Source organism: Thalassovita litoralis, assembly GCF_900182725.1.
Classification (GTDB): Bacteria; Pseudomonadota; Alphaproteobacteria; order Rhodobacterales; family Rhodobacteraceae; genus Thalassobius; species Thalassobius litoralis.
Genome location: NZ_FXTO01000047.1, coordinates 1 through 21,664 on the forward strand (window position 1 = coordinate 1; position 21,664 = coordinate 21,664).

At 59.1% G+C, this 21,664-nt stretch carries 20 protein-coding genes, 1 tRNA gene and 3 pseudogenes; 17 read left to right on the forward strand and 7 right to left on the reverse strand.

Annotation, left to right across the window (positions count from 1 at the left end):
* A pseudogene (locus FN828_RS19165) lies at positions 1–89 on the forward strand (IS5/IS1182 family transposase); the annotation flags it as partial.
* 546 nt (positions 90–635) lie between these two features.
* Here FN828_RS19165 and FN828_RS19170 read toward each other — a convergent pair.
* Together FN828_RS19170 and hemB are read right to left on the reverse strand one after the other, a co-directional pair.
* Positions 636–1,196, reverse strand: a complete 561-nt coding sequence (locus tag FN828_RS19170; RefSeq protein ID WP_142494936.1) for a lipid-binding SYLF domain-containing protein — start codon at positions 1,194–1,196, stop codon at positions 636–638.
* A gap of 161 nt (positions 1,197–1,357) precedes the next feature.
* Entirely contained in the window at positions 1,358–2,362 is a 1,005-nt protein-coding gene (hemB, locus tag FN828_RS19175; RefSeq protein ID WP_142494937.1) for a porphobilinogen synthase, read from the reverse strand.
* A gap of 137 nt (positions 2,363–2,499) precedes the next feature.
* Here hemB and FN828_RS19180 point away from each other — a divergent pair, with 137 nt between their 5' ends.
* Positions 2,500–3,111, forward strand: a complete 612-nt coding sequence (locus tag FN828_RS19180) for a component of SufBCD complex (RefSeq protein WP_235891538.1) — start codon at positions 2,500–2,502, stop codon at positions 3,109–3,111.
* The gene (mfd, locus tag FN828_RS19185; RefSeq protein ID WP_142494938.1) at positions 3,062–6,520 is read left to right on the forward strand and encodes a transcription-repair coupling factor; all 3,459 of its coding nucleotides are present in this window, start codon (positions 3,062–3,064) and stop codon (positions 6,518–6,520) included. Before FN828_RS19180 ends, mfd begins: the two co-directional genes overlap by 50 nt.
* A gap of 91 nt (positions 6,521–6,611) precedes the next feature.
* Here the strand turns inward: mfd and FN828_RS19190 are convergent, their stop codons facing one another.
* Entirely contained in the window at positions 6,612–9,083 is a 2,472-nt protein-coding gene (locus FN828_RS19190; RefSeq protein WP_142494939.1) for a penicillin acylase family protein, read from the reverse strand.
* A gap of 69 nt (positions 9,084–9,152) precedes the next feature.
* Here FN828_RS19190 and FN828_RS19195 point away from each other — a divergent pair.
* A pseudogene (locus tag FN828_RS19195) lies at positions 9,153–10,040 on the forward strand (NAD(P)-dependent oxidoreductase); the annotation flags it as partial.
* Positions 10,041–10,094: 54 nt separating this feature from the next.
* Here the strand turns inward: FN828_RS19195 and FN828_RS19200 are convergent.
* The 3 genes from FN828_RS19200 to FN828_RS19210 are packed head-to-tail and all read right to left on the reverse strand — an operon-like array spanning position 10,095 to position 11,596.
* Complete coding sequence (locus FN828_RS19200; RefSeq protein WP_142494941.1) at positions 10,095–10,679, reverse strand: HD domain-containing protein; 585 nt, start codon at positions 10,677–10,679, stop codon at positions 10,095–10,097.
* Positions 10,672–10,929: a hypothetical protein gene (locus tag FN828_RS19205; RefSeq protein WP_142494942.1), complete on the reverse strand. Its 258-nt coding sequence runs from the start codon at positions 10,927–10,929 to the stop codon at positions 10,672–10,674. Before FN828_RS19205 ends, FN828_RS19200 begins: the two co-directional genes overlap by 8 nt.
* 10 nt (positions 10,930–10,939) lie before the next feature.
* A complete protein-coding gene (locus FN828_RS19210) occupies positions 10,940–11,596 on the reverse strand; it encodes an alpha/beta hydrolase (RefSeq protein ID WP_142494943.1) in 657 nt (218 codons plus the stop codon).
* Between the two features lie 159 nt (positions 11,597–11,755).
* Here FN828_RS19210 and iscR point away from each other — a divergent pair, with 159 nt between their 5' ends.
* The 13 genes from iscR to FN828_RS19275 all read left to right on the forward strand — a co-directional run bounded on the left by iscR (position 11,756) and on the right by FN828_RS19275 (position 20,926).
* On the forward strand, positions 11,756–12,217 hold the full coding sequence (iscR, locus tag FN828_RS19215) for a Fe-S cluster assembly transcriptional regulator IscR (RefSeq protein WP_142494944.1): 462 nt from the start codon (positions 11,756–11,758) through the stop codon (positions 12,215–12,217).
* A complete protein-coding gene (locus FN828_RS19220) occupies positions 12,214–13,269 on the forward strand; it encodes a cysteine desulfurase family protein (protein WP_142494945.1) in 1,056 nt (351 codons plus the stop codon). The genes iscR and FN828_RS19220 overlap by 4 nt, the downstream gene beginning before the upstream one ends.
* 26 nt (positions 13,270–13,295) lie before the next feature.
* Positions 13,296–14,819: a Fe-S cluster assembly protein SufB gene (gene sufB / locus FN828_RS19225; RefSeq protein WP_142494946.1), complete on the forward strand. Its 1,524-nt coding sequence runs from the start codon at positions 13,296–13,298 to the stop codon at positions 14,817–14,819.
* A 27-nt stretch (positions 14,820–14,846) separates the two neighbouring features.
* A complete protein-coding gene (locus tag FN828_RS19230; protein ID WP_142494947.1) occupies positions 14,847–15,194 on the forward strand; it encodes a DMT family protein in 348 nt (115 codons plus the stop codon).
* A gap of 4 nt (positions 15,195–15,198) precedes the next feature.
* Positions 15,199–15,408 carry a hypothetical protein gene (locus FN828_RS19235; RefSeq protein ID WP_235891539.1) on the forward strand — a complete coding sequence of 70 codons (210 nt, stop codon included), beginning with the start codon at positions 15,199–15,201 and terminating at the stop codon, positions 15,406–15,408.
* Positions 15,405–15,719 carry a heavy metal-binding domain-containing protein gene (locus tag FN828_RS19240; protein ID WP_142494948.1) on the forward strand — a complete coding sequence of 105 codons (315 nt, stop codon included), beginning with the start codon at positions 15,405–15,407 and terminating at the stop codon, positions 15,717–15,719. The genes FN828_RS19235 and FN828_RS19240 overlap by 4 nt, the downstream gene beginning before the upstream one ends.
* A 4-nt stretch (positions 15,720–15,723) precedes the next feature.
* Positions 15,724–16,326: a class I SAM-dependent methyltransferase gene (locus FN828_RS19245; protein ID WP_142494949.1), complete on the forward strand. Its 603-nt coding sequence runs from the start codon at positions 15,724–15,726 to the stop codon at positions 16,324–16,326.
* Between the two features lie 34 nt (positions 16,327–16,360).
* Positions 16,361–17,116, forward strand: coding sequence for a Fe-S cluster assembly ATPase SufC (gene sufC / locus FN828_RS19250; RefSeq protein ID WP_142494950.1), 756 nt, complete (start codon positions 16,361–16,363; stop codon positions 17,114–17,116).
* Positions 17,116–18,405: a Fe-S cluster assembly protein SufD gene (gene sufD / locus FN828_RS19255; protein WP_142494951.1), complete on the forward strand. Its 1,290-nt coding sequence runs from the start codon at positions 17,116–17,118 to the stop codon at positions 18,403–18,405. The genes sufC and sufD overlap by 1 nt, the downstream gene beginning before the upstream one ends.
* Complete coding sequence (locus tag FN828_RS19260) at positions 18,405–18,893, forward strand: YIP1 family protein (RefSeq protein ID WP_142494952.1); 489 nt, start codon at positions 18,405–18,407, stop codon at positions 18,891–18,893. The genes sufD and FN828_RS19260 overlap by 1 nt, the downstream gene beginning before the upstream one ends.
* Complete coding sequence (locus FN828_RS19265) at positions 18,890–19,465, forward strand: YIP1 family protein (RefSeq protein ID WP_185959097.1); 576 nt, start codon at positions 18,890–18,892, stop codon at positions 19,463–19,465. Before FN828_RS19260 ends, FN828_RS19265 begins: the two co-directional genes overlap by 4 nt.
* 3 nt (positions 19,466–19,468) lie before the next feature.
* Entirely contained in the window at positions 19,469–20,689 is a 1,221-nt protein-coding gene (locus tag FN828_RS19270; RefSeq protein WP_142494954.1) for a cysteine desulfurase, read from the forward strand.
* Positions 20,690–20,849: 160 nt separating this feature from the next.
* A tRNA-Arg gene (locus tag FN828_RS19275) sits at positions 20,850–20,926 on the forward strand.
* 350 nt (positions 20,927–21,276) lie between these two features.
* On the opposite strand, the pseudogene FN828_RS19285 reads toward FN828_RS19275, so the two are convergent.
* Positions 21,277–21,408 (reverse strand): annotated as a pseudogene (locus tag FN828_RS19285) (IS66 family transposase); the annotation flags it as partial.
* Positions 21,409–21,664 lie beyond the last annotated feature (256 nt).

Here is a 21,664-nt window from a genome sequence, read left to right on the forward strand (position 1 = left end):
GGCGGCGGGTCGCCACCCGATATGACCGCTGCCCCGAAGTCTTCCTCTCGGCCATCGCTCTCGCCGCAACAGTCATGTTTTGGTTATGAGTCCTGAGCCTAACTCTGTCTCTTGCCGAACCGGCGCGATCTTAAACTGATCTCTGCAATTGCGCGTCATCGCCTGCGAATCCTTGCACGCTATGCGGTCCTTTCGCGAATATGCCACAAGGGATCATCTTTTGCGCAATATTTCTCTGGTTGGAGAAAGGACTGCGCAATCAATAATAGTCTGTGGCCGAACCGTTGAAACGCGGCCGGATTTCGATTGCTGCAATCGGTCTGCGGGAATGCAGTCCTTGATCGTGCGCCACCATTTTGCGCCAGAAACGCCATCGCAGTCGCGAGCGCATTATGGCTGTGTCGTGTGGGGGCCATTCTATGTCCTTTTGCATTCGGTCTGGTGTCCGTCAAAATGCTTTGAGCGGACGACAATTTGATGCAGATCAACAAAAGAAACGGGCGAAAATATGGAAAAACCGCCACTATTGGCGGTTTCAATGTAAAAATGTTCTGAATTACCCAAAACGTTCCCAAAGTATTGCGGAAAGACGTCTTTGGAAGGGCCGGGGGGATTGCCCCCAGCCCAAGGACGGATCAGGGAATGATCCGCGTGTATTTCATGCCTTCCAGCGATGCGCCCATCAGCAGACCCGCCTGTCCAAAGACCACGGCCAGAACGGGGGCGGTTGCTGTGGTGGTGTCCGCCCGCAGGTTTTCCCCAACATCCGAGAATACGTATTCCATATCCGCGCCCACGGCCCAGCCCGAACTGCGGCGGAATTTCTGAAGCGCGGCTTCGGTCATGAAGAACAGCACATGGGCATATTGCTGTGCGCCCATCTGGAAGCCAAAGCTGCCCTTGGCGGTCGAATAATAATCAACGGTCACATCATTCACCCGCAGCGCCCCGCGGCCATAGCCACCGCCGACGAACAACCCTGCTTCGGTCACAAGGGGCATGACAAGCTGACCAACGGATTTATCGGCCACATCGCGTACGTTGGGGTATTGGGTGTATAGATAATCCAGCGTTTTATTCACGCGGGCGTCAATCGTATCCGCATTGACGGAACCGATGCCATTGCCACATGCGGCGGTCATACCGGCACCGGCCAGCGCGGCCAGCGTAAAGCTGCGTCGGGAAAGATGGGTCATGGTCTGCTCATGCCTGTCTGGTTGTTGCTGCCTGATTTGGGACCGGCTTTGGTTATCATTGGGGCCGGTTTATGGCCGCCACTATAGATGGGGGCGTGCATCCTGTCACTATACAGGATGCAGCTTGGGCGGGATTATGCGTGTTCGCGGGGCTTCGTGGATCAGACGCCCTGAAGCTTCCGCGCCACGGCGGGCGCGAAATAGGTCAGGATGCCATCGCAACCGGCGCGTTTGAAACACATCAGGCTTTCCAGCATCGCCTTTTCGCCATCAATCCAGCCGTTCAGCGCCGCCGCCTGAATCATCGCGTATTCGCCGGATACCTGGTAGGCATAGGTTGGCACGGCAAAGGTGTCTTTGACACGGCGGCAAATATCCAGATAGGGCATACCGGGTTTCACCATCACCATATCCGCGCCTTCGCTCAGGTCGCGTTCGATCAGGCGCAGGGCCTCGTCCGAATTGGCGGGGTTCATCTGATAGGTGGTTTTGTCCCCCTTCAGTGCGCCCGAAGCCCCAACCGCATCGCGGAACGGCCCGTAAAAGGCGCTGGCATATTTGGCGGAATAGGACAGCAGCATTGTATCGCGGAAGCCTTCGGCTTCCAGTGCGGCACGAATGGCACCGATCCGGCCATCCATCATGTCTGACGGGCCGATGATATCAACACCTGCGCGGGCCTGTTCGATGGCCTGCTTCACCAGCGCGTCCACGGTTTCGTCATTGATGATTTTTCCGTCCACCACGAACCCGTCATGGCCATCGGAATTATAGGGGTCCAGTGCAACATCGGACATGATGGCAATATCAATCCCGGCGTCACGAATGGCGCGGGTCGCCCGGTTCGACAGGTTATTGGGGTTCCAGGCTTCGGCGCTGTCGGGGGTTTTCAGCGATGCGTCCGTGTAGGGAAACAAACAAATCGCGGGAATACCCAGATCGGCCGCTTCGCGCGCGGCGTCTACGATTTTGTCGACCGACAGACGATTGACGCCCGGCATGGATTGCACGGGTTCCACCACATTTTCACCATCACGCACAAAAACCGGCCAGATCAGATCCCCCACGCTCAGCGTATTTTCCTGAACCAGCGCCCGAATCTGCGGCGATTGCCGCGTGCGCCGGAAACGGGTGGTCGGAAAGGGGGCTTGAGCATTGAACGGCATTGTGACGGTCCTTGAATGGATAAAGGCGGCTATGGATTGACCCGGTATTGGGTTGCATGGAATTTCGTCACACTCAAGGGTAGGAATTGCCGCGCGGTGCGGGTAAGCACTCTCGAAAGCGAATATGGGGCGCAAAGGTGAACTGGTACGAACTCCTGAATGAAATGATCGACATGCGTTCGTTCTCGAACCTGTGGTTCTGGATCGCGCTGGCGGTTATGTGGTCTGCCACCAGTCACAGGGTGCTGGGGGTGCCGTTTGACATGGTCATCCGTGCCGCCCGCCATAAGGATGATGCGGAAAATCAGCCTCAGCAGGATCTGGAGGATATGGTACGGATCAATGTGAACCGTCTGCTATATATTTCCGGTGTGTCCGGGCTGTGGATGCTGGGGCTGGGCAGCTTTCTGTTCACCATTATGATCTTGCTGGGATTTATCTATGACGTGCAATTGGCGCAGGCTGTGTTCTGCCTGCTGTTCCCGTTGTCCATTGTCGGATTGCTTAGCCTGAACACCGCGCGTCGCATCCGCGAAGAACACATCCAGGGGGCCGTCCTGCGCAAGCAATTGACGCGGCATCGTGTCTGGGTACAGGTCATCGGTATGTTGTCAATTTTCGCCACGACGATCTGGGGCATCTACCAGAACCTTACGGTCAATCTTCCGAATAACTTCAGGCACTTGGGGCAGATTTCTCATGTCGAACAGCCAATTGATCACGATCGGGGGCGCACCCGAGGGCTATGACGCCCGGTTGATCCTGTCCGAGGTTGAAAAGGCCAACGGGCCGGTGATCCATATCGCCCGCGACGACAAAAGACTGGCAGCCACCGAGGCTGCCTTGCGTTTCTTTGCGCCCGATATGCCGGTGGTCACGTTTCCCGGCTGGGATTGTCTGCCCTATGATCGGGTCAGCCCCCATGCGGATATTTCCGCCGCCCGTATGGCCACGCTGGCGGGGCTGGTGCATGGGATGCCGAAACAGTTTGTGCTGCTGACCACCGTCAGCGCCGCCATGCAACGGGTGCCCGCCCGAGAGGTGCTGAAAGAAGCCGCATTTTCCGCCCGCGTAGACAGCCGCATTGATGAAGCTGCGCTGCGTAACTTCTTGGTTCGCATGGGGTTTTCACAAGCTCCCACGGTGATGGAGCCGGGGGACTACGCCATCCGGGGCGGTATCATTGACATATTTCCGCCGGGCGATACTGGCCCGGTGCGGCTGGATCTGTTCGGCGATGTTCTGGACGGGGCGCGGCGGTTTGACCCCGTATCACAGCGCACCATCGAAAAGCTGGAGGTTGTCGAACTGGCCCCCGTGTCCGAGGTGATCCTGGATGACGCTGCGATTATGCGGTTCCGGCAAAACTATCGCATCGAATTTGGCGCGGCAGGCACGGACGATCCGCTTTACGAAGCGGTCAGCGCAGGCCGTAAACATCAGGGCGTGGAACATTGGCTGCCATTTTTCCACGAAAAGCTAGAGGTGCTGTTCGATTACCTGCCCGGTGTAACGGTGACATTGGACGATCAGGTGACACCGCAACGGCTCAGCCGGTGGGATGGGATCGTTGACCAATACGATACCCGCAAAATCGCTATGGCGCAAAAGGGACGGATGGATTCTGTCTATAAACCTGTGCCGCCGGAGCTGTTGTATCTGGATGATACGGCGTGGACGCGTGCGGTATCCAGCCGCCGTATGGTGCAATTCCATCCGCTTGCACAGGCCAGCGGGCCGGGCGTCGTAGATGCCGGGGGCAGGATCGGGCGCAACTTTTCACCCGAACGACAGCAAGAAAACGTAAACCTATTCAGTGCCTTGTCCGTTCATGTGAAGGCGAAACTGGATAAAGGGCCGGTGATCGTCGCGTCCTATTCCGAAGGCGCGCGCGAACGTCTGGATGGCCTGCTGGAGGACGAGGGACTGCTGGGGGCGGTTCCGGTCACCGATATGCGCGGGGTGGGCAAACACGGGCTGCATCTGGCGGTCTGGCCGCTGGAACACGGGTTTGAAGCGCCCGGCCTGACCGTGATTTCAGAACAGGACGTTCTGGGCGACAGGCTGATCCGCAAACCCGGCCGCAAACGCCGGGCGGAAAATTTCCTGACCGAAACTCAATCGCTTAGCCCCGGCGATCTGGTGGTGCATGTCGATCACGGCATTGGCCGCTATCTGGGGCTGGAGGTCGTGACCGCCGCCGGTGCCTCGCATGAATGTCTGCTACTGGAATACGCCGAAGGGGCGCGGCTATATCTGCCAGTGGAAAATATCGAACTGCTGTCGAAATACGGCCATGACGAAGGGCTGTTGGATCGTCTGGGCGGTGGGGCGTGGCAGGCCAAGAAGGCCAAGCTGAAGGAACGTATCCGCGAAATGGCGGATCGTCTGATCCGCGTGGCCGCCGAACGCGCCCTGCGCACCGCCCCGGTGCTGGAGGCCGAACACCACGCATGGGAAAGCTTCTGCGCCCGTTTTCCCTATCAGGAAACCGACGATCAGCTCAAAGCGATCGAGGACGTTCTGAACGATCTGGATTCGGGGCAGCCAATGGACCGGCTGGTTTGCGGCGATGTTGGCTTTGGCAAAACCGAGGTGGCGATGCGCGCGGCCTTTGTCGCGGCCATGTCGGGGGTGCAGGTTGCGGTGATTGCCCCCACAACGCTGCTGGCGCGGCAGCATTTCAAGGGGTTTGCTGAACGATTCCGTGGTTTTCCGTTACAAGTCAGCGCCTTGTCGCGCTTTGTTAAATCATCGGATGCGTCGCGTACCCGTGCGGGGCTGGCCGATGGGACGGTTGATATTGTCGTTGGCACCCATGCGTTGCTGGCGAAGAACATCAAGTTCAAAAACCTTGGCCTGCTGATCATCGACGAAGAACAGCACTTCGGCGTCGGTCACAAGGAACGGCTGAAACAGATGCGCAGCGATATTCATGTGCTGACGCTGACCGCCACCCCCATCCCACGCACATTGCAATTGTCGCTGTCGGGGGTGCGGGATCTGTCGATCATCGGCACCCCGCCGGTGGACCGTCTGGCGATCCGCACCTATGTCAGCGAATTCGATGCGGTCACAGTGCGCGAGGCGCTGCTGCGCGAACATTATCGTGGCGGGCAATCCTTCTACGTGGTGCCGCGTATCAGCGATTTGCCGGAAATCGAGGCTTTCCTGCGCGATCAGGTGCCCGAGGTCAGCTTTGTCACCGCGCATGGGCAGATGGCTGCGGGCGAACTGGATGACCGCATGAACGCCTTTTATGACGGTAAATACGATGTGCTTCTGGCTACGACCATCGTCGAAAGCGGGCTGGACATTCCGACCGCGAATACGATGGTGGTGCATCGGGCAGATATGTTCGGGCTGGCGCAGCTTTATCAGATCCGGGGGCGGGTCGGGCGCTCGAAAACCCGCGCCTATGCCTATCTGACCACAAAGCCGCGCACGCCATTGACCGCCACCGCCGAAAAACGCCTGCGGGTGCTGGGGTCACTGGATACGCTGGGGGCCGGGTTCACGCTGGCGTCGCAGGATTTGGATATTCGCGGCGCGGGCAATTTGCTGGGCGAAGAACAGTCAGGCCAGATGCGCGATGTGGGTTATGAACTTTACCAACAGATGTTGGAAGAAGCGATTGCCAAGATCAAGGCGGGCGAATTGGAAGGCCTGTCTGACAGTGACGATCAATGGGCGCCGCAAATCAATCTGGGCGTGCCGGTACTGATCCCCGAAACCTATGTGCCTGATCTGGATGTGCGCCTTGGATTGTATCGCCGCCTCAGTGGCTTGCAGGGCAAAGTTGAACTGGAAGGCTTCGCTGCGGAACTGATCGACCGCTTTGGCAAACTCCCCAAAGAGGTGAACACCCTGCTGTTGGTGGTGCGGATCAAGGCCATGTGCAAACGCGCTGGAATTTCCAAACTTGACGGCGGACCCAAGGGCGCGACGATCCAGTTCCATAACGATAAATTCGCCTCTCCCTCAGGGTTGGTCGAATATATTCAGGCCCAGAACGGATTGGCCAAGGTCAAAGACAACAAAATCGTCATCCGCCGCGACTGGAAAAACGACGCCGATAAAATCAAGGGTGCCTTCGGCATCGCCCGCGATCTGGCTGAAAAGGTCGTGGCGCTGGAAAAACAAAAGAAAAAAGCCTGACCACTGTTCAGGCTGCTTCTTTCTGATCTGGAAATACTCCGGGGGTGATGGCCGCAGGCCAGAGGGGGCTGGCCCCCTTACCCCCGGATATTTATTCCTGTCGCGGGATCAGATGTGTCACCCCAACGGCTGCCGCGCGGGCCAGATCGGCGTCCAGCGACATCGGGATATATTCACCGCGCCGCCATAATTCGCCCAGATCGTCATAATGGCGGGACAGGAAATGCCCCGATTGCCCGGTCGAAGTGATAAATACCGAACTGTCCGGATCGGCAAAATCATAGACCCCACGATACCCCGCACCATGTACGTTCAGAAACGGTGCATCGGGTTTGCCGCTGGTTTTGCCACGCATCAGCGTAAAATCCCCGCCCGATGTCGATTGCCGGATATTCACGAAATAACGCAGCAATGGCACATTTCCCAAGACCGGATGATCATGTGTTGCCTGATGGGCATCGCCCCAGCGCAGGGATTCCAGCGCGGTGCCGTAATGTTCCCCAATCCACAGCAAAGCATCGTCCAGCGCCAGCCGGGCCATATCGGTGCAGCTTTCCCGAGGGGCGGACTGGATCACATCGCACCAGATCGCCGCGCCATCCACATTTTTGTAGACCCGTTCGATAAACAGCGGCTCGACATGGGTAAACTCGTCGCTCAGCGGGCCAAGTTCATCCTGAATAAGCCGGGTTTGTAACGCCCGTATCCACGCGGAATAAATCAGGGGTTCGGGCATGTGTTCATTCATTTCCCCGTTCCATTCCGCCAGCAGCGACAGGGCGCGTTGGCGCTGGCGTTCCTGAGTGCCGTTTGGCGCAGCTTCGCCGGTGAACCACAGATCGGCCCCGATCAGCGGCAACAGGGTGCGGGCGGCGGGGCTGACGGTATCAAGCTGCGCCTCGATAAAGCTGTCACGGGTATGGACCTGCCGCGATTGCATCAGACGTTGCCAGCGTTGCACGCGCTGCGTATCGCCCCAGTCAAAGCTTACATGCAGCGGGAACGGGCGATCCACGGTTTTGTTGTTGGTATTGCCCAGAATACCCCCGCGTGGCTGCACGAATTCCGGGTTCGCCGCATAGGCTGATCGGCCCTGCCAACGGTTCGACGTGATCCATCCGGGGGATGGCATCCGCCCCTGACTTTGGTGGTTGGCGGACCGGCGCGGCATGGCGCCCACGGTTTTCATGGCAATCTGCACACCATCCACCAGCGTCACGTTTTGGGACGGCGCAACATAGGGTTCCAGCGCGGCAATACCGTCCTGCACCGTTTTGGCAAACATCAGTGCCACCCCGGCGGACAGGGTGGTGTCGCGGGGGGACAGGGCGGTCCACGCGATACTGGCGACATGGCCGGGCGGGGTGATGGTGGCCAGATTGGCGTGACTTCCGGGCAGGACGGGGCCGTTTTCCGTCCAGCGCAGGGTGATCGTAACCGGGGCTTCATCCTTGATTTCGATGATGGATTTGCGCGTGGCAAAGGGTTTGAACCCGTCCGGGGTTTGGTATTCCTCGGGGTTGTCGGGGTTCAGCTTTTCCACATAGACATCCAGATCATCCATATAGGATGACGTGACCGCCCAGCCCAAATCCTGTGACCGCCCCGCCAGCACCATTGGAATGCCGGGAATGGTTGCGCCGATCACGCCGCCGTCCTGAAATTCCATCCGGGCCAGATACCAGATTGCAGGCGCGGTAAAGCCCAGATGCGGGTCATTCGCCAGCAACGTCCCCCCCGAGGCCGAGCGACTGGCATCCGCCGCCCAGGCATTCGACGCCCCAGCCAGTTCCTTGCCATGAAAGGGGGACAGCGGATCACGCAGCCTGTCTGTATTGGCGGCATAGCGCGGCAATGGGCTGTCCATCAGGCTGGCATAAGAAGGCAGCGCCGCCACGCCAGCGCCGGGCGCATCGGGCAGGATATCGGGCAAGCGATCCGGATTGGGCAGCGCCAATGACGTGCGGGCGCGCAGCACCTCGGTATCCAATTGGCCCGAAAGCTGAACCGCCATCAGTTTCACCAGCGCCACGGAATCCGCCGGGGTCCACGGGGCGATTGGTGCGTTGAACAGGAACATTTCCGGCGCACCCCGGCCAAGGGCATCCCGGTTTACCTCGGACAGACGGGCGTTGATCCCATCGGCATAGGCTTTTAGCGCGGCCTGCGTGCGGGCATCCTGCACCTGAACCGATTGTTGGGCCAGCGTGTACAGGTCCAGCCGCCGCATCAGCTTGTCTATTTCAATGGTACGGGGGCCGAACACTTCGGACAGGCGGCCCTGAACGGTACGGCGCATGGTGGTGATTTGCCATAGCCGGTCCTGCGCATGGGCGTAGCCCAGCCCGAAATAGACATCGGCATCGGTCCCGGCAAAGATATGCGGCACGTTGGCGTTATCGCGCACGATTTCCGCAGGGGTGGCCAGCCCGCTAACCCGCAGGCGTTTGTTGTAATCCGGCAAAGATCGTGACGCGAGGTAGTAAATCGTCAGCACGCTGATCATCGCCAGCACGATTGCTGCACCAGTCAGCCTGAACAGCCATCGGATGAAAGTCACCATGCGCCCTGAGTCCCCGTTCGCCCTTGCCTTTGGTCTGTTAGCTAGCCACAAACGAAGGCGAATACAAATACAAGGGAGTGTGACATGGCGAAAGTAGCGTTTCTGGGCTTGGGCGTGATGGGCTATCCGATGGCCGGACATCTGGTGAAGGCCGGGCATGACGTGGTGGTGTATAACCGCACTGCGGCCAAGGCCGAAAAATGGGTGGCCGAACATGGCGGGGCAATGGCCGCCACCCCGCGCGAGGCAGCGGCGGGTTGCGATTTTGTGATGGCCTGTGTGGGCAATGACGATGATTTGCGCGGCGTCTGTTTGGGCACCGACGGGGCGTTTGCAGGCATGGCCGAAGGCGCAATTTTCGTGGATCACACCACGGTTTCCGCTGCCGTGACGCGGGAATTGGCGGAACAGGCCACTGGTCAGGGTGTGGCTTTCGTGGATGCGCCGGTGTCAGGCGGTCAGGCCGGGGCGGAAAATGGTCAACTGGTGGTGATGTGCGGCGGTGATCAGGCGGCCTATGACGCGGCGGAACCTGTGATCGCGGCCTTTGCGAAAATGTGCAAACGGCTGGGTGACAGCGGCATGGGCCAGATGTGCAAGATGGTGAATCAAATCTGTATCGCCGGGCTGGTCCAAGGCCTGTCCGAGGGGATGCATTTCGCTGAAAAAGCAGGGTTGAACGGGCGCGATGTGGTCGAGGTGATCGGCGGCGGCGCGGCAGGATCGTGGCAGATGGTGAACCGCTATAAAACCATGCTGGACGATGAATTTGAACATGGTTTCGCAGTGGACTGGATGCGTAAGGATCTGGGTATTTGCCTGTCTACCGCCGATGAAATCGCCGCCAGCCTGCCGGTCACGGCGCTGGTGGATCAGTTCTATAAGGACGTGCAGAAACTTGGCGGCGGGCGTTGGGATACGTCCAGCCTGCTGAAACGCTTGCGCGTGATGGGCTGAACATATCCCGGTTGCGCCTTGGGAAACCGGGGCGCAATCGGGCGTGGTTACATATCAAGCCGCAAAGAAGGCGCGGATTTTGGGGGCGATCCAATCCCAAAGACTGGGCGCGCCATTGGCGATTTTCGCGCCGACACGGGTGGCAACAGTGTCATAATCCACATCGTAATCCAGCCACGATCCACCACCCGACGCAAGGTTCTGATTGGGCGGCTGGAAACGATCCAGCGATTTGGCAAATTTGGCGTCCGGGGTTTGGGCGGCCTCGAACTCCAGCCAAAGGGTCAGAAAATCCGCCCCCTGATCCCCCGGCAACATACCAAAGATGCGATGGGCGGCGGCCAGTTCCTCGGCCTCTTTCGCGGCGATGTCGTGGTTGCCGTAGATCGGCGCATCGCCCGCGTCGATTTCCACCAGATCATGAATCAGCAACATGCGAATGACGCGGTTCAGATCCACGCCATCGGGGGCATGTTCGCCCAGTACCATCGCATAAAGCGCAAGGTGCCAGCTATGTTCCCCGGAATTTTCCGGGCGCGACCCATCACAAAGCGGGGTGGCGCGGTCCACACGCTTGAGCTTGCACGCCTCTGTCAAAAAGGCCATTTGCGCATCCAGCGCAAGGGTGGGATCAGCCATTTGCACGCCCCGCATCCCCGGCAGTCTGCCGCGCCTTCAGGGCGGCATTCAGTTTGGTTTCCAGAAACTTCCGCGCCCGTTTTTCAGCCAAACGGACGCGCACAGCGGTCAGGAACGCCTCTTGCGTGGTGGTAGAGCTATCCCCAAGCGTTTTGGCGACCTGTTCGATCAACAGGTCGTCCTCCAGCACCTCGGCCGCTTCGATGGCGTCGCGGGCCAATGCGTCGGCCAAATCCTCGGTGATGCCCAAAGCAGCCTCCTTAGCGGGTATTTTCCGTCAGGCGGCGTTTCACATAGGACGAGACCGTGCCGATCATCTGGTCCATCTGATCTTCTTTTTCAAAGAAATGGCCAGCGCCGTCGATCTGTTCATGTGTGATGGTGATGCCTTTTTGTTCATGCAGCTTGTTCACCAGCGACACGGTATCGGCGGGCGGGGCCACGCGGTCAGCCGAACCGTTGATCACCAGACCCGAGGACGGGCAGGGCGCAAGGAACGAAAAGTCATACATATTGGCAGGCGGGGCCACCGAAACGAATCCAGTAATTTCCGGGCGGCGCATCAAAAGCTGCATCCCGATCCACGCGCCAAAGCTGAACCCGGCAACCCAGCAATGTTTGGAATTGCTGTTCATGGATTGCAGGTAATCCAGCGCTGATGCCGCATCGGACAATTCACCGACACCCTGATCGTATTCGCCCTGACTGCGGCCAACACCGCGGAAATTGAAACGCAGAACGGTAAAGCCCATGTTATAAAATGCGTAATGCAGATTATACACGACCTTGTTGTTCATGGTGCCGCCGAATTGCGGGTGAGGGTGCAGGACAATGGCGATCGGCGCGTCACGGTCTTTTTGGGGGTGGTAGCGGCCCTCTAGCCGCCCTTCGGGACCGGGAAAAATGACCTCGGGCATATGTCTTGCGTCTCTCCTGCGGGGTGCGGCTTAATTCTTGACGAATTTGCTCGGACACCTTAGAACGGTTCTAAACCCCGACCCAGATGGGCCGGAGGGCTGCAACGCAGATAAGCGTTGTCGCCCGTGTCGTCAATCTGTTCGCAAGGGAAACGCGCTGTGAAGCTTAGCACAAAGGGCCGGTACGCAATGGTGGCGCTGGCCGATATCGCCCTTCAACCCGCCGGAACGCTGGTTTCGCTGGGGGATATTTCCCGCCGACAGGATATTTCGCTGCCCTATCTGGAACAGCTTTTCGTGAAGCTGCGCCGGGCTGGATTGGTTGAATCCGTGCGCGGGCCGGGCGGTGGGTATAAGCTGGCGAAACCCACCAGCGAAATCCGCGTGGTCGAGGTGCTGAGCGCCGTTGATGAAACCGTGGACGCAATGCACAAAGGGGCCGGGGCCAGCGGCGGGCTTTCGGGGTCGCGGGCGCAATCCATGACCAACCGGCTGTGGCAAAGCCTGAGCGCCCATGTCTATGTATTCCTGCACAATGCGCGGCTGTCCGATGTGATCGACAATTCTCTGGCTCCCTGTCCGGCGGTGCCCAGCCTCTTCTCGGTGGTGGATGAGGAATGAGCCGTATCTATCTGGATTATAACGCAACTACCCCTATTCAGGATGCGGCGCGGGCGGCGATGATCGCGGCAATGGATGTGGTGGGAAATCCGTCATCCGTTCATGCCGAAGGGCGCGCGGCCAAGGCGCTGGTGGAACGGGCGCGGGCGCAGGTTGCGACAGCGTTGGGCGCGGATGGGGCCGATGTGATCTTTACCTCGGGCGCGACCGAGGCGGCCGCGCTGATCTGCGCAGGGCGCGGGCTAAAAGGTGCGGCGGTTGAACACGATGCGGTTTTGGCATGGGTCGATCCGGTTTTGCCGGTGGACGCGCAGGGCCGGGTGACAGTGGACGATCCAGCGGGATCGGTGTTGCAACTGGCCAATTCGGAAACCGGCGTGGTGCAGGATTTGCCCGAAGGATTGGCCGTCAGCGATATGACGCAGGCCTTTGGCAAAATCCCGGTGGCGTTCAACTGGTCCGGTGCGGTGGCGGCGCTGGTTTCGGCGCATAAACTGGGTGGGCCAAAAGGTGTGGGCGCTTTGGTGGTCAAGCGCGGCACCGATGTGGCGGCGCAACTGCGCGGCGGCGGGCAGGAAATGGGCCGCCGGGCCGGGACCGAAAATATCATCGGAATCGCCGGTTTCGGTGCCGCAGCCGAAGCGGCGGCGCATGTTCTGTCGCTGGGCATTTGGGCGCGGGTTGAAGGGTTGCGCAATTTACTGGAACAGGCCATTGAGGCCGAAGCGAAAGATACTATTTTTGTCGGGAAAGCCACTGCACGCCTGCCCAACACAACATGCTTTGCCACGCCCGGCTGGAAGGGCGAAACGCAGGTGATGCAGATGGACCTTGCGGGTTTTGCCATTTCGGCGGGATCGGCCTGTTCCTCGGGGAAGCTGCGGGCCAGCCCGGTGCTGCGGGCGATGGGATATGATGACGATACCGCCCGTGGCGCGATCCGCGTGTCGCTGGGGCCGGATACAAGCGAAGAAGATGTGCTGCGCTTTGCCGAAGCGTGGCTAACGAAACAAAAGAAATTTCACGCCAGACCCGGTGCCGGGGTGGCATGACGAAGACGCGAACAGGAGTTACCGATATGGCTGCTTTGGATCAGAGCGATGTGAAAGAAGGCGTCGATCAGGAAACCGTTGATGCCGTGCGCGAAGTGGGCGGCAAATATAAATACGGCTGGGAAACCGAGATTGAAATGGAATACGCGCCCAAGGGCGTGAATGCCGATATCGTGCGCCTGATCAGCGACAAGAACGAAGAACCGCAGTGGATGACCGACTGGCGGCTTCAGGCGCTGGAACGCTGGACCCAGATGGAAGAACCCAAATGGGCGATGGTCAGCTATCCGGAAATCGACTTTCAGGATCAGTATTACTATGCCCGCCCGAAAAGCATGGAAACCAAACCCAAATCGCTGGACGAGGTCGACCCCAAGCTGTTGGCGACCTATGAAAAGCTGGGCATTCCGCTGAAAGAACAGATGATCTTGGCCGGTGTCGAAGGGGCCGAGGATATGCCCGCCGAGGGCCGCAAGGTGGCCGTGGATGCGGTGTTTGATTCCGTATCCGTGGGCACGACCTTTCAGGCGGAACTGAAAAAGGCCGGGGTGATTTTCTGCTCGATCTCCGAGGCGATCCGCGAACACCCCGAACTGGTAAAGAAATATCTGGGGTCGGTTGTGCCACAGTCGGACAATTTCTATGCCACGCTGAACAGCGCCGTGTTTTCAGATGGGTCGTTCGTTTACGTGCCGCCGGGGGTGCGCTGCCCGATGGAGCTGTCCACCTATTTCCGCATCAATGCCGAAAACACCGGACAGTTTGAACGCACACTGATCATCGCCGACAAGGGTAGCTATGTGTCCTATCTGGAAGGCTGCACCGCACCGCAGCGCGATACCGCGCAGTTGCACGCCGCAGTGGTGGAGATCATCGTCGAAGAAGATGCCGAGGTGAAATATTCCACCGTTCAGAACTGGTATCCGGGCGACGAAAACGGCAAGGGCGGGATCTATAACTTTGTGACCAAACGCGCCGATTGCCGGGGCGACCGGGCCAAGGTGATGTGGACGCAGGTGGAAACCGGCAGCGCCGTGACGTGGAAATACCCGTCCTGCATCCTGCGCGGCAACGAAAGCCAGGGCGAGTTTTATTCCATCGCCATCGCCAACAACATGCAGCAGGCCGATACCGGCACCAAAATGGTGCATCTGGGCCGCGACACCAAATCGCGCATCGTGTCCAAGGGGATCAGCGCGGGCAAGGCGCAGAACACCTATCGCGGGCTGGTGTCGATGCACCCCAAGGCGAAAAACAGCCGCAACTATACCCAGTGTGACAGCCTGTTGATCGGGTCCGAATGCGGGGCGCATACCGTGCCCTATATCGAGGTGAAGAACAATTCATCCCGCTGTGAACACGAGGCGACGACGTCCAAGGTGGATGATGAACAGCTTTTCTATTGCCGCCAGCGCGGCATGGACGAAGAAGCGGCGGTGGCGCTGGTGGTGAACGGGTTCTGCAAGGACGTGTTGCAAGCACTGCCGATGGAATTCGCTATGGAAGCACAGCAACTGGTTGCGATTTCACTGGAAGGGTCCGTGGGCTGACCCCGGCCCGGATGTGCGTGGTGTCTCATGTCGCTGTCATATCCCGCCTTGGCGCCGATTGTGTTGCTGAGCCTGTCGAATGTCTTCATGACATTCGCGTGGTACGGGCATCTGAAATTCAAGGCGGCACCGCTGTTCGTGGTGGTGCTGATCAGTTGGGGCATCGCGTTTTTCGAATATTGGCTGGCAGTGCCAGCCAACCGGATCGGGCATCAGGTCTATTCGGCGGCGCAACTGAAAACCATACAAGAGGTGATCACACTGGTGATCTTTGCGGGGTTTTCGGTTTTCTGGCTGAAAGAGGCCATCAGCCTGAATACGGTGATCGGGTTCTGCCTGATCGCGGCGGGCGCGGCATTTGTGTTCAAGGGGTAGGGGCATGATGGAAACCATCAACCAGTTGATGCAGCAATCCATCGGGGTTGGCGCAGGTAGCACGATTGGCGCGCTCATCGGGTTTTCTATCGCCAAGAAACGCGGCAAGACCAAAGCCTTGGTCGCGGATTCTGTTTTCATCACTGCGGCGCTTGTGGGGTTTCTTGCGATGGCCGTGAATATGGGCATCACCTATCTGGGAGCAGGGCAATGATTGTCACCACAACACCAAATATTGAAGGCCGCCGTATCACCGCCTACAAGGGCATCGTCGTGGGCGAGGCGATCATGGGCGCCAATGTGGTGCGTGATCTGTTCGCCAGCGTGACCGATATTATCGGCGGGCGGTCCGGGGCGTATGAATCCAAATTGCAGGATGCCCGCGAAACCGCGTTGCGGGAACTGGAACAGCGGGCGGCGGCCTTGGGGGCCAATGCCGTTGTGGGGATTGATCTGGATTACGAAGTCGTGGGCCAGTCCATGCTGATGGTTTCGGCGTCTGGCACCGCTGTGGTGGTGGACTGATCCGGTGACGCAACCCGCCCCACATATCCTCAACCGCCCCGAGCTGACGCTGCCCGAGGCCGAAGCGCAGGCGTTGCGTACCGCCTATGCGGCGGCGCAAGTCGTGCTGGAATATGGCTCGGGCGGGTCGACGCTGGTGGCGGCGGAACTGGGGCGAACGGTGTTTTCGGTAGAAAGCGATCCGGCTTGGGCGCAGATGATGCGCGACTGGTTTGCCGCCAACCCCGCGCCGGGGCGGGTAGAGATCATCCACGCCGATATTGGCCCGACCAAAGAATGGGGGCATCCGGTGGATCACAGCGGTTGGCGTGGCTATGCGGCCTATCCGCTGGCGGTGTGGGACCGGGCCGGATTTGAACAGCCCGACGTGGTGCTGGTTGATGGGCGGTTCCGCGTGGGCTGTGCGTTGGCCACCGCGTTTCGGACGGAAAAACCAGTGACGCTTCTGTTTGACGACTACGTGAAGCGCGAAAATTACCATGTCGTCGAGAAATTTCTGGGCCAGCCCGCCGCTGTAATCGGCAGGATGGCCTGTTTCCAAGTAGAGCCGACCCCGGTGCCTGCAAAGCATCTGCACCGGATCGTCCAACTGATGACGCGGCCCTGAGTGGCCGCAGCGCGAGATTGAGAAGGAAGAAAAAATGCTGGAAATCAAGAACCTGCAAGTCAAACTTGAAGAAGAAGACAAGCAGATCCTGAAAGGGGTCAATCTGACGGTCGAGGCTGGCAAAGTTCACGCGATCATGGGGCCGAACGGGTCCGGCAAATCGACGCTGAGCTATGTTCTGTCCGGCAAGGATGGCTACGAAGTCATCGGCGGCGGCGCCACGCTGGACGGCGAGGATATTCTGGACATGGAACCGGAAGAACGCGCTGCGGCAGGGCTGTTTCTGGCGTTCCAATATCCGGTGGAAATCCCCGGCGTGGGCAACATGACGTTCTTGCGCACGGCGGTAAACGCACAGCGCAAAGCACGCGGCGAAGAAGAAATGTCGGCGGCGGAATTCCTGAAAGTCGTGCGCGAAAAAGCCAAGACGCTGAAAATCGACGCCGAAATGCTGAAACGTCCGGTCAACGTGGGCTTTTCGGGCGGTGAAAAGAAGCGCAACGAAATCCTGCAAATGGCGATGCTGGAACCGAAAATGTGCATTCTGGATGAAACCGACTCGGGCCTTGACGTGGATGCGATGAAGCTGGTGGCGGATGGCGTGAATGCGCTGCGCTCCGAAGGGCGGTCGTTCCTTGTGATCACCCACTATCAGCGCCTTCTGGATCACATCAAGCCGGACGTGGTGCATATCATGGCAGCGGGCCGTATTGTGAAAACCGGCGGTCCCGAACTGGCGCTGGAAGTGGAACAAAACGGCTATGCCGATATTCTGGCGGAGGTGCAGTAATGGCTGTGGCTCAGGCGAAACTGGACGCAACCGAAGCGCGCCTGTCAGCGATGACCCTGCCCGAAAGCGGCGCATGGCTGGCGGCACTGCGTCAGGATGCGCTGGCGCGGGTGCAGGCGATGGGCCTGCCGACGCGCCGGGACGAATATTGGAAATATACCCGCCCCGATACGCTGACTGCGGCGGATGTTACCCCTGCGGCCCTGTTTGATGCAGGCGGCGAAGACCCGTGTTTTTCCACGGTAGACCGGCTGCGGCTGGTGTTTGTGGATGGGGTGTTTGACGCCGACGCCAGCGATGACCTGTCGCTGGAGGGGGTCGAAATCGAACGGCTGTCTGACGCGGCCGGGAAAGATATTCATTGGGCCAAAGACCTGTATGGGGTTCTGGAAACCAATGGACAAACGCCCGTAGAACGCCCGCTGGCGGCGCTGAATACCGCATTCGCCACCGATGGCGTGCTGATCCGGGTGACGGGCAAAGTCTCAAAACCCGTCAGTTTGATGTATGTGCATCGGTCGGAAACATCGGATGCGATGCTGCATCATGTGGTAAAGCTGGAAGACGGCGCCGAACTGACCTTGCTGGAAAACGGCCCCGCCGCAGCACGGTTCAACAAGGTGCTGGAGGTCGACATCGCCGACAAGGCCGCATTCCACCATGTCCGTGCGCAAGGGCGCGACCATGAACGCCGTGCGGCCACGCATGTCTTTGCCCGTCTGGGAACGGAAAGCGTGTTCAAATCCTTTACCCTGACCGCCAATGGCGTGATGACGCGCAATGAATGCGTGATCGAACTGACGGGCGATGATGCGGTTGCACATGTGGCCGGGGCCTGCATGGGCGATGGCGATTTCCATCACGATGACACGGTATTCATCACCCATGACGCCCTGAATTGCGAAAGCCGTCAGGTGTTCAAAAAGGTGCTGCGCAACGGCGCAACCGGCGTATTTCAGGGCAAAATTCTGGTTAAGCCCGGCGCACAGAAAACCGATGGCTACCAGATCAGCCAATCGCTGTTGCTGGATGATGACAGCCAGTTTTTAGCCAAACCGGAACTGGAAATCTATGCCGATGACGTGGCCTGTTCGCACGGGTCGACCAGCGGCGCGATTGACGAAGAGGCGCTGTTCTATCTGCGGTCGCGCGGGGTTCCGATGGCCGAGGCAACGGATTTGCTGGTGCTGTCCTTCCTTGCCGAAGCGGTTGAGGAAATCGAGGACGAAACCCTGCGCGAAGATATCGTTGGCCGTTTGGCAGGCTGGCTGTCGCGGCGGCGCGGCTGATGGCTGTCACCCGCGATATCGTTGCCACCTATCGGGGACCGGGCCGCGTGGTGGCCCGGTTGCTGGCGATGGGACAGCGCGAGGACCGGGCGCTGGCCTTTGTGATGGGGTTTTGCGTCATTGCCTTTGTCGCGCAAATGCCCGCACTGGCACGTCAGGCCCATCTGACCGGCGAGGATCTGGATATGCTGATGGGCGGCGCATTGCTGGGAACGGTGCTGATCCTGCCGCTGGTGCTGTATGTGATTGCAGGGCTGACACATGTGCTGGCACGGCTGTTTCGGGCGCGCGGCACCGGATATGGTGCGCGGCTGGCGCTGTTTTGGGCCGGCTTGGCCTCGTCCCCGCTGATCCTGCTGAACGGGCTGGTGGCCGGGTTTATCGGCCCCGGTCCGGCGCTATCGCTGGTGGGGTTTATCTGGCTGCTGATCTTTGCGTGGTTCTGGCTGGCTGGGCTGCGACAGGCGGAATGGGGGCAAAACCCGTGAATGTGAATCTAAAAGATTTGGCGCTGGAAACCCTGACCGCGCCGCGTGTTGCGGCGGCTCGTATTCTGGATTTGCGTCTGGGGATGGATGTGATCTGGACCCTGTTGGCGCTAGTCGCGGTGGTCAATACGATTTTCTACTCCCTGTCGATCACCCAGTTCGAGGTGGTATCGGGCATCGCCACGGGTATGAACCTGCCGCTACTGTATCTGGGCATGTTGGCCGGGTCGATGGTGCTTGGGGCGCTGGTGTTGCGTTGGGTTGGGCAAATGTTCGGCGGGCGTGCCAGTTTCCCTGATCTGATGGTGCTGGTGATCTGGCTTCAGGCGTTGCGGGCCGCGGCACAGGCATTGCTGCTGCTGGTGATGATGGTTTCGCCCGGTTTGGCCAATCTGGCAGCGATCGGGCTGGGCCTGTTCGGGCTGTGGCTGCTGGCGAATTTTCTGGATGTGGCGCAGGGGTGGAATTCCTTGGGCAAATCCTTTGCTGTTCTGGTGATCACCGGGTTGGGTTTTGTCTTTGGCCTGTCGCTTTTCATGCTCCTGATCGGGGCAAGCGCTATGGGAGTGTGACACATGTATGATGTCGAAAAAATCCGCGCCGATTTCCCGATCCTGTCGCGGCAGGTGAACGGTAAGCCGCTGGTTTATCTGGATAACGGGGCCAGCGCACAAAAACCGCAGGTGGTGATTGATGCGATCACCCGCGCCTATGCGGATGAATATGCGAACGTGCATCGCGGGCTGCATTTCCTGTCCAATCTGGCGACGGAAAAATACGAATCCGTGCGTGGGATCGTGGCGAAGTTTCTGGGCGTGTCGGACGAGGATGAAATCGTTTTCACCTCGGGCGCGACCGAGGGTATCAATCTGGTGTCCTATGGCTGGGCCGCGCCGCGCTTGCAGGCGGGGGATGAAATTATCCTGTCCGTCGCGGAACATCACGCCAATATCGTGCCCTGGCATTTCCTGCGGGAACGGCAGGGCGTGGTGCTGAAATGGGTGGATACCGACGCCGATGGATCGCTGGACCCGCAAAAGGTGATTGACGCGATTGGCCCCAAAACAAAGCTGATCGCAATTACCCAATGTTCCAATGTGTTGGGAACCGTTGTTGATGTGAAAACCATCTGCCATGCGGCCCGTGACCGGGGCGTTCCGGTGCTGGTGGATGGATCGCAGGGCGCCGTTCACATGCCCATCAATATCGACGACATCGGATGTGATTTCTATGCCATCACCGGGCATAAACTGTATGGCCCATCGGGATCGGGCGCGATCTATATCCGGCGCGACCGAATGGCGGAAATGCGTCCCTTCCTTGGGGGTGGGGACATGATCAAGGAAGTGACCCGCGATCAGGTGATCTATAATGATCCCCCCATGAAGTTCGAGGCAGGCACCCCCGGCATCGTCCAAACCATCGGCATGGGCGTGGCGCTGGATTACCTGATGGGGATCGGCATGGACAAAATCGCGGCGCACGAGGCCGATTTGGCCACCTATGCCGCGCAGCGTTTGGGGGGAATCAACTGGCTGAACGTGCAGGGGACCGCGCCGGGCAAGGCGGCGATTTTCTCGTTCACCATGCAGGGGGCGGCCCATGCGCATGATATTTCCACCATTCTGGATAAAAAAGGCGTGGCCGTCCGCGCAGGCCACCATTGCGCCGGGCCGTTGATGGATCATCTGGGCGTAACCGCGACCTGTCGGGCGTCTTTTGGCATGTACAACACCCGCGCCGAGGTGGACGCCCTGATCGACGCGCTGGAACTGGCGCACGATCTGCTGGGGTGAAATAACCCCGGTTTGGCATCAAAGACCCGCGCCCCCGTGGTGCGGGTCTTTTGTTTGAAGGGGGCGAAATGTGGGACAGGGCGCGATCCCGAAGTTTTTCCTGTTTCCACGCGGGTTACGGATTGCACCCCGCGCAGGCATTCGGTAAAGACGCGCACAGGCACCCGTAGCTCAGCTGGATAGAGCGCTGCCCTCCGAAGGCAGAGGCCAGAGGTTCGAATCCTCTCGGGTGCGCCATCTCACATTTTTCAGTTGCAAATTGACCTAAAGCCTTGAATGGAAAGGCTAAATTAGGTGTTCGAAGTCCCTCATTTCGGCAATAGGGCAAAGGCTCCGAAAATGCCAGTCTGAGCACTGTTTTCTTCATGGTCAGATCGGCGTTATGCCATATTTTCCAAGGGCTTGAGAGAAATCGGATCGCGTGTTCGAACGACTCCTCAAAGGTGTACCGAGGTTTGCCCGCTTTCAACAGATTTTCTTCGGCCAGCACCTTCTCGCGTTCGAGTTTGGCGATCTTCTTCTCATAGGCCGACACCACTGAATCGTTGGAGGCATCGACGATCCGATCCAGAATCTGGTCGATCTGCTTCAGCGAGCGTGGAGAGGCTGAGGTCCACGCCTTCACGGGCGTAGCGCTCAGCCTGGCGGTTGAGGGGCTGATGCTGGCCGTACTTTTCGAAGACGATCATCGCCAGCAGGCTGGGCCCCGCCCATGTGATCGATGTGCGGGTGAATGGGCTGAGATCGCCCGCAGTGGCCATCGCTGTCCATCCATCGTAACCAGCATCTTTGATATCCGTCTTGTTCGTATACCGTTCTTCTCGTGGAAGACGATGGCGCGTGCCTGATCATCAAGACCGAGTTTCTGTTCCGCCCGTTCGTAAGCTTACGCCGAGGGCCGTCTGGCGGGCTGATTTCGCGAGGGTTTAACGAGTGTCCTTATGGACGCACACGAAGACACCCCCCGCATTGAAG

What these genes read in the sequence shown, in the direction of transcription:
- FN828_RS19230 (WP_142494947.1), top strand. Translation starts at nt 14,847, where the DNA reads ATGTCGCTGTCATATCCCGCCTTGGCGCCGATTGTGTTGCTGAGCCTG.
- sufB (WP_142494946.1), top strand. Translation starts at nt 13,296, where the DNA reads ATGGCTGCTTTGGATCAGAGCGATGTGAAAGAAGGCGTCGATCAGGAA.
- mfd (WP_142494938.1), top strand. Translation starts at nt 3,062, where the DNA reads ATGTCGAACAGCCAATTGATCACGATCGGGGGCGCACCCGAGGGCTAT.
- FN828_RS19240 (WP_142494948.1), top strand. Translation starts at nt 15,405, where the DNA reads ATGATTGTCACCACAACACCAAATATTGAAGGCCGCCGTATCACCGCC.
- FN828_RS19170 (WP_142494936.1), bottom strand. Translation starts at nt 1,196, where the DNA reads ATGACCCATCTTTCCCGACGCAGCTTTACGCTGGCCGCGCTGGCCGGT.
- sufC (WP_142494950.1), top strand. Translation starts at nt 16,361, where the DNA reads ATGCTGGAAATCAAGAACCTGCAAGTCAAACTTGAAGAAGAAGACAAG.
- FN828_RS19200 (WP_142494941.1), bottom strand. Translation starts at nt 10,679, where the DNA reads ATGGCTGATCCCACCCTTGCGCTGGATGCGCAAATGGCCTTTTTGACA.
- sufD (WP_142494951.1), top strand. Translation starts at nt 17,116, where the DNA reads ATGGCTGTGGCTCAGGCGAAACTGGACGCAACCGAAGCGCGCCTGTCA.
- FN828_RS19190 (WP_142494939.1), bottom strand. Translation starts at nt 9,083, where the DNA reads ATGGTGACTTTCATCCGATGGCTGTTCAGGCTGACTGGTGCAGCAATC.
- FN828_RS19210 (WP_142494943.1), bottom strand. Translation starts at nt 11,596, where the DNA reads ATGCCCGAGGTCATTTTTCCCGGTCCCGAAGGGCGGCTAGAGGGCCGC.
- hemB (WP_142494937.1), bottom strand. Translation starts at nt 2,362, where the DNA reads ATGCCGTTCAATGCTCAAGCCCCCTTTCCGACCACCCGTTTCCGGCGC.
- FN828_RS19270 (WP_142494954.1), top strand. Translation starts at nt 19,469, where the DNA reads ATGTATGATGTCGAAAAAATCCGCGCCGATTTCCCGATCCTGTCGCGG.
- FN828_RS19260 (WP_142494952.1), top strand. Translation starts at nt 18,405, where the DNA reads ATGGCTGTCACCCGCGATATCGTTGCCACCTATCGGGGACCGGGCCGC.
- FN828_RS19220 (WP_142494945.1), top strand. Translation starts at nt 12,214, where the DNA reads ATGAGCCGTATCTATCTGGATTATAACGCAACTACCCCTATTCAGGAT.
- FN828_RS19235 (WP_235891539.1), top strand. Translation starts at nt 15,199, where the DNA reads ATGATGGAAACCATCAACCAGTTGATGCAGCAATCCATCGGGGTTGGC.